Annotated in this window: 10 protein-coding genes; 5 read left to right on the top strand and 5 right to left on the bottom strand. The window is 62.0% G+C overall.

Annotated features, from left to right (window positions below):
- Positions 1 to 4: 4 nt before the first annotated feature.
- The 4 genes from ABID58_RS16885 to ABID58_RS16870 are packed head-to-tail and all read right to left on the bottom strand — an operon-like array spanning position 5 to position 5,052.
- Positions 5 to 2,005, bottom strand: a complete 2,001-nt coding sequence (locus ABID58_RS16885) for a 3-hydroxybutyrate oligomer hydrolase family protein (RefSeq protein WP_354033451.1) — start codon at positions 2,003 to 2,005, stop codon at positions 5 to 7.
- A gap of 3 nt (positions 2,006 to 2,008) precedes the next feature.
- Positions 2,009 to 2,338 (bottom strand): AtuA-related protein, encoded by a 330-nt coding sequence (locus ABID58_RS16880; RefSeq protein ID WP_354033450.1) that lies wholly within the window; start codon positions 2,336 to 2,338, stop codon positions 2,009 to 2,011.
- 57 nt (positions 2,339 to 2,395) lie between these two features.
- On the bottom strand, positions 2,396 to 3,730 hold the full coding sequence (locus tag ABID58_RS16875) for an acyclic terpene utilization AtuA family protein (RefSeq protein WP_354033449.1): 1,335 nt from the start codon (positions 3,728 to 3,730) through the stop codon (positions 2,396 to 2,398).
- Between the two features lie 11 nt (positions 3,731 to 3,741).
- Complete coding sequence (locus ABID58_RS16870) at positions 3,742 to 5,052, bottom strand: CitMHS family transporter (protein WP_354033567.1); 1,311 nt, start codon at positions 5,050 to 5,052, stop codon at positions 3,742 to 3,744.
- A 162-nt stretch (positions 5,053 to 5,214) separates the two neighbouring features.
- Here ABID58_RS16870 and ABID58_RS16865 point away from each other — a divergent pair, with 162 nt between their 5' ends.
- Positions 5,215 to 6,078, top strand: coding sequence for a LysR family transcriptional regulator (locus tag ABID58_RS16865; protein WP_354033448.1), 864 nt, complete (start codon positions 5,215 to 5,217; stop codon positions 6,076 to 6,078).
- A gap of 45 nt (positions 6,079 to 6,123) precedes the next feature.
- Here ABID58_RS16865 and ABID58_RS16860 read toward each other — a convergent pair whose 3' ends face one another.
- A complete protein-coding gene (locus ABID58_RS16860; protein ID WP_354033447.1) occupies positions 6,124 to 7,020 on the bottom strand; it encodes a DMT family transporter in 897 nt (298 codons plus the stop codon).
- A 766-nt stretch (positions 7,021 to 7,786) separates the two neighbouring features.
- Between ABID58_RS16860 and ABID58_RS16855 the strand changes: the two genes are divergently transcribed.
- The 4 genes from ABID58_RS16855 (at position 7,787) to ABID58_RS16840 (ending at position 13,525) form a co-directional block, all read left to right on the top strand.
- Positions 7,787 to 11,554, top strand: coding sequence for a vitamin B12-dependent ribonucleotide reductase (locus ABID58_RS16855; RefSeq protein WP_354033446.1), 3,768 nt, complete (start codon positions 7,787 to 7,789; stop codon positions 11,552 to 11,554).
- Positions 11,555 to 11,608: 54 nt separating this feature from the next.
- A complete protein-coding gene (locus ABID58_RS16850) occupies positions 11,609 to 11,935 on the top strand; it encodes a hypothetical protein (protein ID WP_148748735.1) in 327 nt (108 codons plus the stop codon).
- A gap of 182 nt (positions 11,936 to 12,117) precedes the next feature.
- Positions 12,118 to 12,651 carry a hypothetical protein gene (locus ABID58_RS16845; RefSeq protein ID WP_354033445.1) on the top strand — a complete coding sequence of 178 codons (534 nt, stop codon included), beginning with the start codon at positions 12,118 to 12,120 and terminating at the stop codon, positions 12,649 to 12,651.
- 358 nt (positions 12,652 to 13,009) lie between these two features.
- The gene (locus tag ABID58_RS16840; protein WP_354033444.1) at positions 13,010 to 13,525 is read left to right on the top strand and encodes a ParB N-terminal domain-containing protein; all 516 of its coding nucleotides are present in this window, start codon (positions 13,010 to 13,012) and stop codon (positions 13,523 to 13,525) included.
- Positions 13,526 to 13,604 lie beyond the last annotated feature (79 nt).

Genomic DNA, 13,604 nt, shown 5'->3' with positions numbered 1-13,604 from the left:
GGACTCAATCCGGCACGAGAACCCGGCCGTGATCGACGAGGATCCTGTCGCCCTCGGACGGGGCAGCGGATATTGAGGGCACGTTGACGGACTGAAGCATGAGAGCCTTCCCAGGCTCGCCTCCGCGTGGCGTTGTCCGAACGACCTGGCTCGGAGGCAGCGGCGTCTTTCGGGTCAAGTGGGCCCACATCAGGTCGAGGGCACGCAGATGATAGAGGACGAGCGGAATCATTCTCGTGTCGAAGCCTGGCAGGTCGGTACCGAAATGCTCCGCATTCGTGACCTCGATATAGTGCAGGTTCGCACTTTCCCCATCAACGATATTGTTCAAGCCCAGATACGGGCGCGACGAGAAGCTGACGGGAACACGGTCGTCATTGCGGCCATGCACGATAATCGTCGGCAACCCGTGCAATTGACCTGATGCCAAAAATTCGTCGATACCGGTCTTCACGCGCTCCGATCCGGAGGAATTTCCGGTCACGAGCTCACGAATACAGACGGCTCCATCCAGGTTGAAATCCTGCCGCCCCGTGCTGGGCGATACCGAGAGCCAGCTTCGCCGTGCCCCCGTCGGATCGTTGTCGTTGACCACATCGATCGTTCCGGCCGGAGCACCTCCAGGCGCAACGGAGAAGATCGTCGCAGCCAGATCGGGAGGAACCGCAACCGGCCTTCCATCAGCATCCGTTGCAGCGTAGCTGTAACCGCAAACACGGTCGCGAACGTCGAAGCGGCCGTGATCATTGACGTACTTGGTCGCGGTTGCGTCCGGTGCGACGAAATATCCGAATGCGTGACCGACGTCGGTCTCGTCGTCCCAACCGTAAGCATGCATGCGATCGAGCGCTTCGCGTGCCTGGGCGTCCAGGGTCGCAGACGTCAACAAGCCCTTGTCGTGAAGGGACTGGCATCGGTTCGCCGCGAATGGCACACGGTCCCGCAATGGAATATCAGTCACCGCGAGCACCGCGCATGGCTGATAAAGGTTCCCGAAGCTGAAATAATCGAGCAAGCTACGGCCTGTGCCTCGCCGCTCAAGAGTCCCCCGCTTCACGACCACCCTGTCGTCGGGCTTGAGCTGGACTTGCGGCTCGCGCGCGACGACACCGTCCAACAGGTGCGCTGCGTCTTTTTCCGCGCCGTAGAGGACGGCCCCTCCGCCATTCGAGCTTCCCGTTGCAATAACGATCGTATTCTCACGGGTGAAGCCCGGGTCCCGCTTCGCCAACTCGACGAATGCGAATTGCACCGACCGGAGCAGATCGGTGCCCCAATCCTTCTCGGGGTTCTGCTTCGAATGTGCAGCCTTGAATGCAACGCGATGAGGCCATGCAGCGAGGAACGAGGTCCGCGCCGCTTCGTCAAGATCGGCGCGGAAGTGAGCTTTCGATCCCGCCGCTTGTGCCGGCACTTGTGGGCCGTCGATCAGATTGACCGTATCGTTCTCGAGAAGATGGAAGCCGTTGCCATGTCCTTTATCGTTGTAGACGACGGCGCAACGATGACGCAGTCCCCAATAGCCGAAATCGACGATGTCGCGAAACAAGCTCGCTGAGCCCGCGACCGGAATTGCGATAAGGCATCGCCGCTCCGTCGAGAGGTCTGACGGAATCTGCAAGAGCATCGCGATGTTCTGCCTGCCGTCCCCATCGTCCGCATAGGCAAGAATTTCGTCGCCGGCAATCCTGCCCGCATCGTCAAATGATTGACCCGTCTCCTGATCGACATGGGGGCCAAATAGCCGGCCATAACCCTGCCCTTTGCTCGCGCGGTAGAATACCGAAGCGCGGCGCAGCTCTTGTGCTGTGGGATGCAAGGGATCCGCGAAACGCGGAGCAGCCCCGGTCATTGCCTCGGCACCCATTCCCGCGGTGACAAGGTCGTCTGACGTGCCGTTATAGTGGGTTACTTGTTCTTCGTGCAGCCAAACCGGAAGCTCGCCCGCGCGAGCCACTCCGATCGACATCAGCACGAGAGAAACGGCGCAGAAGGTTTTCATCATGGCTTACTCGTACGAACCGGAGCGGAGGTCATCGGGAAGGTCCATGTTCAGCAGCGCCGAGCTGAGTGACTTTCCATGCGCATCGATGGCCAGGGATCGCGTCACGCCGCCGCCAAGCGCCTCGGTCATGACGAAGTTCAGGGCTCCGATGCCGGGCAATTCGTATCGCGTCACCTCGCCATTGACGATGCCATCGAACAATTGCTTGACCCGATCGGTTGTCACGTACGTGCAGAGCACGTCGTAATCGCTCGGGTCGTACGCGATCACGGAGACGTTTGACGTATTGCCCTTGTCCCCTGTGCGCGAGTGCGCGATGTCCCGTAGTTTCATGGAGTCATTCTCCCCTGTGGCAGGCGTGCGGCGTTCCCGGGCGTCTTCTGCTTGGGCTCACGCTTCGAAGTATTGGACGGCCGTCCTCACGTCAGCCTCTGGAATCAGCGTGGATGCCACTGCGACGACCTCGCGGGCCGACTTCCAGGCTCCGCCGCCTCCGGCTGGGCCATTGGTGTAGAGGGTCTCCACCTCCTCACCGATGCGTCTGGCTTCGGCCAGCGTTTCGGTGCGTCCAATCACACGAACCCGCACTTCATAGGGTTGACATCCTAGCGATAGATTTTCGCCGTGGAGCGCGTTCGATCCGATGAGATCGCTCCTTAACTCGCTCGTCTCCACGCCTGAGAGCGCAAGCCGTTCCCGAACGATCTCGATCGCCAGCCGTCCACGCTCATGGGCGCCCGGCCCGGCATAGGAAATCTGGCCTTCGCCAACATAGCTGTCGATGTAGCCGACCGAGACTTTCAGTTCGCCTGTCTTCGGCGTGCCGCTCGCGCCGATGACGCGGACGCGATCCTCACCGATTTCTTCCACCTGGACACGAGAGAAGTCAGCGACCACATCCGGTTGGAAATAGCGGGCAGGATCGTGGATCTCATAGAGCAATTGCTCCTTGACCGTCGCGGCCGTCACCCGCCCCCCGGAGCCCGCCACCTTGGTGACGATCAAATCCCCGTCTTCCCGAACTTCGCCGATCGGAAAGCCGAGACGGGCAAGGTCTTTGACGTCCTTGTATCCGGGATCGGCGAAATATCCGCCGGTGACCTGACCCGCGCACTCCAGAAGATGGCCGACCAGAATGCCTCTTCCCAGCAACGGCCAATCGTCCATCGCCCAGTCGAACTCGTGGATCAACGGACCGAGGAAAAGCGAGGGATCGGAGGCCCGCCCGGTGATGACGACATCGGCCCCATCGCGCAAGGCTTGGGCGATCGAAGCGCCACCGAGATACGCGTTGGCGGAAGCTATTCGATTGCCGAGACCCTCGACGGTACAGCCGATATCGAGGTGGCGATCGGAGTTTTTCAGATCGCCGAGGACATCATCGCCCGTGACGGCAGCGATTTTGAGCCCACGAAGTCCCAACTGCTGCGCAATCGCCGTAGTAGCCCGCGCGGCGGATACCGGATTGGCGGCTCCCATATTCGTGACGATGCGGACACCGTTCGCACGACAGGCCGGCAGCACAGCCTTCATCCGGGCCTCCAGCAACGGATCGAACCCCGCGCTCGGATCCTTCAGCCTTGCGGCTTGCGCAAGCGCGATCGTGCGCTCGGCAAGACATTCGAACACCAGGTAGTCGAGCTTGCCTTTCTCCGCGAGCTCGACGGCCGGTTCGATCCGGTCACCCGAATATCCGGCGCCTGCTCCTATTCTGATCGTGCGCATTCGTCACCTCGCTACAGCGGGAAAATGCCGAGACAAACGCAGGCTATGGTCATCACCACCGAGGCCGCAAAGAGGAACGGTATCGTGAACCTCTGATGATCGGCCAGATCGATGCCGGTCAAGCCGACGACGAGAAACGTCGCAGGCGTCAATGGGCTCACGGGAAAACCGGTGGTCATCTGTCCCAGCAAGGCGGCCTGCGCGAGCTGAACTTTGGGAACGCCAAGCTGCCCCCCAACTTCGGCCAGGACCGGAAGAACCCCGAAATAGAACGAGTCCGGATCGAACAAAAGGCTTAGTGGCATTGCAACGATACCAAGCGCGATCGGCATGAATTTCGCCGCGCCCGGCGGCACGAATCCGACGGCATCCTGCGCCATCGCCTTCAACATCCCCGACCCCTGCATGATGCCGGTGAACACGCCCGCCGCGAGCAGGATCGAGGCCATCAACAGTGCGGCCCTCGCGTGCGCGTCCACACGCTGCCGTTGATCGTCGACATTGGGATAGTTGATGAGCAGCGCCAGACAAGTGCCGATCATGAACACGATGGCAGGCGTCAGCCTGTCGCCCAGAGCGACCATGGTCCCGAGCACGATCACTGTCAGAACGATGTTGATCCAGAAGTTCCGCGGCCGCCGCAGCTTGAGCTCGGCTTCGCTCAAGGTTCGCTGAGCCTCGACATCGACGGATGCCCCGGCTTCCAGGCCGAGCCGTTTCTCTTCCCTGCGACCCAGCCAATAGGAGACGGCAAAGATGAAGACGATGCCGGCCAACTGAACCGGCACCAGCGGGTTGAATATCTCCGGAATCGGCAGCTTGAGCGAAGCGGCGGCCCGTATCATGGGGCCGGTCCAAGGCAGGAAATTCACACCGGCAGCCAGGGACGCCGCGCAGGCGAGAATGCGGCGATCGATGCCGAGGCGATCGTACAAGGGAAGCATCGCCGGAATCGTGATGAGAAAGGTGACAGCGCCCGATCCATCGAGGTGGATGAGCAGAGCCAATAGGGTGGTGCCCATGACGATCCGCGTAGGCCGTGTACCGACGGTGCGCAGGATGCGGTCGATGATCGGGTCCAGCATGCCCGCATCCGTCACCACGCCAAAGAAGAGGATCGCGAACACGAACATGCCGACGACGGGTGCGAGGCTCTGGAGCCCGCTGACGATGAACTTGCTCGTATCCCAGCCGAAACCGCCGATCAGACAGGCGATCAGCGGTATAAGAATGAGGGCGATCAGCGGCGACATCCGCTTCGTCATGATGACCAGAAGCAGCACCGCAATGGTGGCAACGCCAAGCAACGCCAGATTGTGCATTTCCCCGCCTGATTGTTCTTTTCGGGGATCTCTCCCGAACACTTGTCGCAAATTGAACGCGGCCCGCGCCATTAGGCAATTGAAATGATTCAATGGCAGCGATAGAGAAACTCTATGGATATAAACGTGAGGCAACTCCGCTCCTTCGTCGCGGTCGCGAAGTTGGGCAGCTTCACCCAGGCGGCGGCGGCGCTGCATGTGTCGCAGCCGACCCTTTCGGTCCAGATCCGGCGGCTGGAGGAATCGCTCGGGCTTCGGCTGTTCGATCGCAACCCGCGTTCGGTCGCGTTGACCCGCATGGGACGTGAGCTGCTGCCCGCGCTGGAACGGACCTTGCAGGATCTCGAATCCCTTCTCAGCGATGCCCGGGATGTCGCGAGTGAGCGACGAGGCGTCGTCCGCATCGCGGCCCTGCCGTCCTTCGCTGCTGGAATACTCCCCGACGTGATCGGCGGATTCCGGGGGCAAAACCCCGGAGCTTCCTTCGCATTGAAGGACGTCATTGCCAGCCGCGTGCTGGCGCTTGTTCGCTCGGAAGAGGTGGATCTCGGTCTGACGGGCGGAGACGTGTCGTTCCCCGATATCGAGACCATCTTCGCGGCGCGCGACGAGATGAGCGTGGTCTACCCCGAATCCCATCCGATCGGAACTCAGCGTCGCATCACGGCGTGCCTGCTGGCCAAGTATCCGCTGGTCATGATGGACCAGGGCACCAGCGTGAGGGCAGTCACCGATCTCGCCTTCAACCGCGCGGGGCTGCTGCCGGCGCCGGCGTCGGAAGCCACCTATATGATGACGGCGATCGGCATGGTGCGCGCCGGCATCGGCCTCACCATCCTGCCGACGTCAGCGCGGGAAATCTTTGCCGAACCTTCGCTGCGAAGCCGCAAAATCAGCGACAACAACTTCGCGCGGCCCGTCGCGCTGATCAAGAAGGCGCATCGAACCCTTCCGCCACTCAGTCGATTGTTCGCGGAGTTCCTGCAAGCCAACAGGCGCGGCCTTTTCGCGGGAAACCGACCCTGACGCCATGGCAGGAATTCGATGCGGGCCGAACGCTTGATCGGCGCACTAACGCGTCGCCAGCACCACCGCCGCCAGCGTAAAGATCAGCCCGGCGATCTGCCCCGGCCCGAGCGGCTCTCCCAGCGCAAGTGCGGATGCGACGACGCCGATCACCGGCACCGCCATCGTCCCGATCGCGGCGACCGAGGCCGGCAGGCGCGAAAGCGCCGCGAACCAGCTGACATAGGCGATGCAGAACTGCACCACGGTCGAATAGAGCAGCAGCCACCAGCCGACCGGCGTCACCCTGTCCAGGTGCGAGGTCTCGATCAGGAGGCCTACGATGGAGACCGGCAGGCAGCCGATCCCGATCTGCCAGGCGGCGGCCGTGATCGGCGGCAGATGGATCGGGTACTTCTTCGAGAACACCGTGCCGACGGCAAAGCCGATCGCGCCGCACAGCGCCATGATGATGCCCGGCAGCTTCTCCGCGCTGGCGGCAATGCCGTTGCCGCCCATGATCGAGGCGAGGCCGGCAAAGGCCATCACCAGGCCGAGCGTGCGCAGCACCGTCGGCCGCTCGCCTAACGCGGGCCAGGCGATCAGCGAGGCCCAGACCGGCATGGTGTAGGCAATCAGCGCCGCCTCGCTCGCCGGCAGCCAGAGCAGCGCCAGCCCCATCAGCACCATCCAGCCGGTGACGTTGAGGACGGCGGCGGTCGCCAGCCGCGGCCAGATCCCGGGCGCGACCTTCAGGCTGTGGCCACGGACCAGCGCGAGCGCGGCCAGCAGCACCGCGCCAAGCACGCCGGTCACCCCGCGCAGCGTCAGCGGCGGCAGCTCACCGAGCAGGAATTTGGTGACCGGCCAATTGAAGCCCCAGCCGATCGACGTGATCGCGAGGAACATCAGGCCGGCCGGGGCGATGCGCGGTCGCGCATCCCGGCGGGTCGAATCAAGCATGTGGGCAATCCGGCAAGATCGAGCCTCAGCTTGGCGCGGATTCGCGCACCTTTCCACCACCCCGGCGGGCATGCCTGCCCTCAGCTTCCGTACCGCTACGTGAGTCCCAACGGTGCAACCCCGGACCTCAAAAATATACCTGCCCTGTGAACAGCGGGATGAAGGGTCCGTATCGGCACCGAATGCAAATTTTTTCGGTTGGGAATCCCTGAGGACTCACTGATACTTGGCTCAACAACAGGTGAGGCCTCGCCCCCTGTTATCCCCGGCAATCCACCATATTTAGTATTTGATTCAGGAACTCGCACTAGTTCTTGACGGGCGCAACGGAGAGTCCTAGCTTTCGGTCCGTTCGGCGCGAGTGTGTTTGCGTCCCGCCGGCACTCCCCCAAAGGGTCCGCAAAACTGCACTCCGCCAGGCCAGACGAAGGCAGCGGGATGAGGGCTTGTCTGCCCGCGGACAGTGGACTTTTCGGGCGCCAGAACGGGCCGGCAACAGGCTCGGATGGCATCGGTAGACGTTGTGACGGTGTGGGGCGTTTGAACGCATGTCGGGCTCATCGCTTTGGGGCGGATGGGCCTGGACATGCCGGCGGATGATCGGTGCGCGCATCGACCAATCGCGTCGGGAGAAACTGGGCCGGATCCACCGGCTGAACTGCGGTGCCCAAGGGCCGATCGGGCCCGGGTGGAAACGCGAAACGTAATGTCGACCCGGATGCCTGAACGGAGGCAGTCCGGTCAAAGAATAGGACGGGGCAAGACCATGCGGATTGAGCGGCGCCACACCACTTCGGGACAGTCACCTTACGCCGGGATCGATTTCCGGCTGACCACGTCGGAAATCAGGAATCCCGACGGCTCGGTCGTGTTTAAAATGGACGGCGTCGAGGTCCCGGCCGAATGGTCGCAGGTCGCCTCCGACGTGCTGGCGCAAAAGTATTTCCGCAAGGCCGGCGTCGCCGCGTGCCTGAAGAAGGTCGAGGAAGAATCCGTCCCCTCGTTCCTGTGGCGCTCCGTGCCCGACACTGATGCGCTCGCCGCGTTGCCCGAGAAAGAGCGTTTCGTCAGCGAGCTCTCGGCAAAGCAGGTGTTCGACCGCCTCGCCGGCTGCTGGACCTATTGGGGCTGGAAGGGCAACTATTTCTCCTCCGACGAGGACGCCCAGACCTTCTACGACGAGCTCCGCTACATGCTCGCCATGCAGATGGTCGCGCCGAACTCGCCGCAATGGTTCAACACCGGTTTGCACTGGGCCTATGGCATCGACGGTCCCGGCCAGGGCCACTATTACGTCGACCCCTTCACCGGCAAGCTGACCAAGTCCAGGTCGGCCTACGAGCATCCGCAGCCGCACGCCTGCTTCATCCAGGGCGTCGGTGACGACCTCGTCAACGAGGGCGGCATCATGGACCTCTGGGTCCGCGAAGCCCGCCTGTTCAAGTACGGCTCCGGCACCGGCTCCAACTTCTCGCGCCTGCGCGGTGAGGGTGAAAAACTGTCCGGCGGCGGTCGCTCGTCCGGCCTGATGAGCTTCCTCAAGATCGGCGACCGCGCCGCCGGCGCGATCAAGTCGGGCGGCACCACGCGCCGCGCCGCCAAGATGGTCGTCGTCGACGTCGATCACCCCGATATCGAGACCTATATCGACTGGAAGGTGAAGGAGGAGCAGAAGGTCGCCGCTCTCGTCACAGGATCGAAGATCAACCAGAAGCATCTCAAGCTGGTGCTCAAGGCCTGCGTGAACTGCGAAGGCTCGGGCGACGATTGTTTCGACCCGGAGAAGAACCCGGCGCTGCGTCGCGAGATCAAGCTCGCGCGCCGCAGCCTCGTGCCTGACAATTACATCAAGCGCGTCATCCAGTTTGCCAAGCAGGGCTACAAGGACATCCAGTTCGACGTCTACGACACCGACTGGGATTCGGAAGCCTACCTCACGGTCTCCGGCCAGAACTCCAACAACTCGGTCTCGCTGCGGGACGACTTCCTCCGCGCCGTCGAGACCGACGGCGACTGGAATCTGAACGCCCGCACCTCCAAGAAGGTGACGAAGACGCTGAAGGCGCGCGACCTCTGGGAAAAAATCGGCTACGCCGCCTGGGCGTCGGCCGACCCGGGCCTGCACTTCAACACCACCATGAACGACTGGCACACGTGCAAGGCGTCCGGCGACATCCGCGCGTCCAATCCGTGCTCGGAATACATGTTCCTGGACGACACCGCGTGCAATCTCGCCTCGGCGAACCTGCTGACGTTCTACGACACCACGACGAAGCAGTTCGACGTCGCCGGCTACGAGCACCTCTGCCGGCTCTGGACCATCGTGCTCGAAATCTCGGTGATGATGGCGCAGTTCCCGTCCCGCGCGATCGCCGAGCTCTCCTACGAGTTCCGCACGCTCGGCCTCGGCTACGCCAATATCGGCGGCCTGCTGATGACCATGGGTCTGTCCTATGACAGCAAGGAAGGCCGTGCGCTCTGCGGCGCGCTGACCGCTGTGATGACCGGCATCACCTACAAGACCTCGGCGGAGATGGCGGCCGAGCTCGGCACCTTCCCGGGCTACAAGAAGAACGCCGCGCACATGCTGCGCGTCATCCGCAACCACCGCCGCGCCGCCCACGGCCAGTCCAATGGCTACGAGGCGCTCAGCGTCAACCCGGTGCCGCTCGACCTCGTCTCCTGCCCGCAAGGCGACCTGGTCGCGCGTGCGCAGGCGGCCTGGGATGGGGCGCTCGAGCTCGGCGAGAAGCACGGCTATCGCAACGCCCAGACCACTGTCATCGCGCCCACGGGCACGATCGGCCTGGTGATGGACTGCGATACGACGGGCATCGAGCCGGACTTCGCGCTGGTCAAGTTCAAGAAGCTCGCCGGCGGCGGCTACTTCAAGATCATCAACCGCGCGGTCCCCGCAGCGCTGCGCGCGCTCGGCTATCGCGAGAGCGAGATCGCGGAGATCGAGGCCTACGCCGTCGGCCACGGCTCGCTCTCCAACGCCCCCGGCATCAACGCCTCGACGCTGAAGGCCAAGGGCTTCACCGATGAGGCCATCGCCAAGGTCGAAAAGGCGCTGCCGACCGCCTTCGATATCAAGTTCGCCTTCAACAAGTGGACCTTTGGCGAGGACTTCATTCGCGACCAGCTCGGCATCGGCGCGGAAGCCATTGCGGCTCCCGGCTTCGACCTGCTGCAGGCCGTGGGCTTCACCAAGCGCGAGATCGAGGCGGCCAACGTCCACATCTGCGGCGCGATGACGGTGGAAGGTGCTCCGCACCTCAAGGCCGAGCACTATGCGGTGTTCGACTGCGCCAACCCCTGCGGCAAGGTCGGCAAGCGCTATCTGTCGGTCGAGAGCCACATCCGCATGATGGCGGCGGCCCAGCCCTTCATCTCGGGCGCGATCTCCAAGACCATCAACATGCCGAACGACGCAACTGTAGAGGACTGCAAGTCCGCCTACATGCTGTCGTGGAAGCTGGCATTGAAAGCCAACGCGCTCTATCGCGACGGCTCCAAGCTCAGTCAGCCGCTCAACTCGCAGCTCATCAGCGATGACGAGGACGAGGATGATGCGGTCGAGAGCCTCTACGAGAAGCCAATGGCGGCGCGCGCCACGCAGGTCTCGGAGAAGATCGTCGAGAAGCTGGTCGAGCGCATCATCGTGATGCGCGAGCGCGAGAAGATGCCGGACCGACGCAAGGGCTACACCCAGAAGGCGGTCGTCGGCGGCCACAAGGTTTACTTGCGGACCGGCGAGTATGACGACGGCCGTCTCGGCGAGATCTTCATCGACATGCACAAGGAAGGCGCCGCACTCCGCTCCTTCATCAACAATTTTGCGATCGCGGTGTCCCTCGGTCTGCAATACGGCGTGCCGCTCGACGAATATGTCGACGCCTTCACCTTCACCCGCTTCGAGCCGGCGGGCCCCGTGCAGGGCAACGACAGCATCAAGTACGCGACCTCGATCCTCGACTACGTCTTCCGCGAGCTCGCGGTGAGCTACATGTCGCGCTTTGATCTCGCCCATGTCGATCCGACCGAGTCGAATTTTGACGCGCTCGGCAAAGGCGTGGAAGAAGGCAAGGAGCCGGACGCCCACCAAGCGACCAAGCTGGTCTCGCGCGGCCTCACCCGCTCCCGCACCGACAATCTGGTGGTGATGCGCGGCGGCTCCGCCGCGGTCGTCTCCGGCAGCGACAACGCGCCCGCCGGCGGCAGCAAGGTCACCTCGCTCGCCTCCCACGCCGCCACCGCTCGCGGCGCGGGCGATGCCCTGGAAGGCGCGGTCGCGCTGAAGCAGGAAGCCAGCCACGACCTCTCGCCCACCGAGAAGCTCGAAGCCCTCCAGTGGAGCAAGGCCGGCAGCGCCGCAACCGTCGCCGCCCCCAGCAAGGCCGAGCGCCGCGCGGAAGCGAAAGCAAAAGGCTACGAAGGCGAGATGTGCAGCGAGTGCGGCAACTTCACGCTGGTGCGGAATGGGACTTGTATGAAGTGCGATACGTGTGGTTCGACGACGGGGTGTTCGTGAAATCTGAAAGCCCGGGCTTGCCCGGGCTTTTTCTTTCTAAAGCGAGATAACGTTATGAAAGAAGAACTCCGACGCGCAATAGCGGTGAATGCGGCCGCCAAGATCAACAACCGCAAGCCGTCAGGCGTTTACAGCTATGACCGAGAACAGCACTCCAGTATGACTCCCAACTATGACTATGAGACGGGAGCTCACATTAGCGGTTCTGGCTCTGGCTTGTATCACTACGGCGTCGGCAACCACGTTTCGTTAAAGGTAAACGGCAACAGTTTCTCTGGCTATGACTACGATGGCGGGCACCACTTCAGCGGTCGCGTCAACGGCAATTCGGTTCAGATATACGACTACGGCGAAGCAAGTTATTTCAACTATTCTGTCTGACAACTCAGCTCGTAGGGTGGGTTAGCGAAGCGTAACCCACCTCTTTCGTTTGCTCCGAGGCAGGCAGTGGTGGGGTACGCCTTCGGCTAACCCACCCTACGAGTTCTGCGACAGCGGGGGGACTGAATACGATAAAGAATATTCAGCGCATTATCCTCCACCCTGACGGGACGAAAACGGAAATGGCTTCGCGCATCATCCTCGACCCGACAACTGTCGCGCGAGAGATGGCGCTGCGCAAGGTTGAAGTCCAAGGCTGGAAGCGCTTGATCCAGATCGACCTTGATGCAGCGATAATGTTGCTTGCAAACCTTATCTGTGAGGGCAGCCCGCGCACGAGAGGGCTGCTCGAGGTGTTTCACGAACGGGCACAGTCCAAGGCTGCCTTTGAATATCTCTCTACTCAGGAGTTTGACGACAGCGCCCGCCAAGCATTTCTGTTTATCTGGGCCGCGGTCGCTCATGATATTCGCCGTGGAGTCGCTGATGACGATATTCTCTTGGATGCCCTATGGAATCTATTGCCCCGATATTCGGGACCGTCACTTCGACTGTATCGTGGCGAGCCGTGCATCGACTTTGATGCTGGCCGACGTGGTATCTGCTGGTCGAGTGATCGTAAGGCAGCACTAATATTTGCACAGGGCAGGAACGCGATTGCGGGAGGCGGAGTACTTGTGGAAACCGACGCACCGCCTGACGCGATTATCGCCTAAGTCTCCACTGAGAGCACAACCGGGTGGGAGTTCGAGCATATCGTAGACCACCGCAAACTAGGCGAAATTCGACAACTCGAATCGTTTCCAGAGATTACGTAAGGGAATTACGATGCCAGTGCACTAAATTCACTCGCTCCGTCCTACGGATCTGCGGCTTCGGCTCTAGTTTGGCGGACGACGTCAATCTAGTGGACTCTCACCGTAATCGTACCACCGCATCGCAGTTTGGTTCCAAGCTTCGATGGTCATCAATACGTTGCCGGCGAAATTGCCTTTGCGATCGAGCCCGTCCCCCCTAAACTCCCAACCCCACCCGCATGCGTTCCGACGGGCCCGGTAGAAGCGGAGTCGAGTTATGCCCAAACCGGAAAGCTTCCCGATCGAGAAGATCTTCGTTCCCACGAAGCAGAAGAAAGCCATCAAGCCCGAGATCGTCGGGGAGATCGCGGAAAGCATTCTGGACATCGGACAACAGGACCCCATTTCCGTTCGGCACGACGGAGACCGCCTCGTTCTGGTCGAGGGACTGCATCGGCTCGAAGCCTGCAAGGCGCTCGGCGAGACAACCATCATCGGCGTCCTGGTCCCGGCCGAGCTTGCTCAACACAAGCCGCTGCTGTCCGAAAGCCCCGAAGTCGAGGCAGAGCGCATCAAGATGGCGCGATTGAAAAAGCTGCGCCTCGAAAAGGAAGCCGCGGAAGCATCGACGGCTGCCATGAAGAGCGTCAACGCGACGGAAGCGCCGCTCACCCGTCCGACGAAAGGTGTCCGCAACAATCCGAAGGCATCACTGGGCCGGACTGCAAAATCGACACCGAAAACATTGTCGGACTGGATCACGCAGCAAAAGCACAACGGCGGCCGCTATTGATCGCAGGCTCCGGAATTACGGAATTGCAGTGACAGTGCTGGACTGCACCCCTCAAGCCAGAGAACCGCCCCTGATCTAT

This window comes from Bradyrhizobium sp. S3.2.6, assembly GCF_040546885.1.
Classification (GTDB): domain Bacteria; phylum Pseudomonadota; class Alphaproteobacteria; order Rhizobiales; family Xanthobacteraceae; genus Bradyrhizobium; species Bradyrhizobium cytisi.
Note: the sequence above shows the minus strand (reverse complement) of the source record. Positions and strands in the feature narration are given on the sequence as shown.

Coding starts and splice junctions, on each gene's coding strand:
- ABID58_RS16850 (WP_148748735.1), top strand. CDS start 11,609: ATGAAAGAAGAACTCCGACGCGCAATAGCGGTGAATGCGGCCGCCAAG.
- ABID58_RS16840 (WP_354033444.1), top strand. CDS start 13,010: ATGCCCAAACCGGAAAGCTTCCCGATCGAGAAGATCTTCGTTCCCACG.
- ABID58_RS16880 (WP_354033450.1), bottom strand. CDS start 2,338: ATGAAACTACGGGACATCGCGCACTCGCGCACAGGGGACAAGGGCAAT.
- ABID58_RS16875 (WP_354033449.1), bottom strand. CDS start 3,730: ATGCGCACGATCAGAATAGGAGCAGGCGCCGGATATTCGGGTGACCGG.
- ABID58_RS16860 (WP_354033447.1), bottom strand. CDS start 7,020: ATGCTTGATTCGACCCGCCGGGATGCGCGACCGCGCATCGCCCCGGCC.
- ABID58_RS16870 (WP_354033567.1), bottom strand. CDS start 5,052: ATGCACAATCTGGCGTTGCTTGGCGTTGCCACCATTGCGGTGCTGCTT.
- ABID58_RS16885 (WP_354033451.1), bottom strand. CDS start 2,005: ATGATGAAAACCTTCTGCGCCGTTTCTCTCGTGCTGATGTCGATCGGA.
- ABID58_RS16855 (WP_354033446.1), top strand. CDS start 7,787: ATGCGGATTGAGCGGCGCCACACCACTTCGGGACAGTCACCTTACGCC.
- ABID58_RS16845 (WP_354033445.1), top strand. CDS start 12,118: ATGGCTTCGCGCATCATCCTCGACCCGACAACTGTCGCGCGAGAGATG.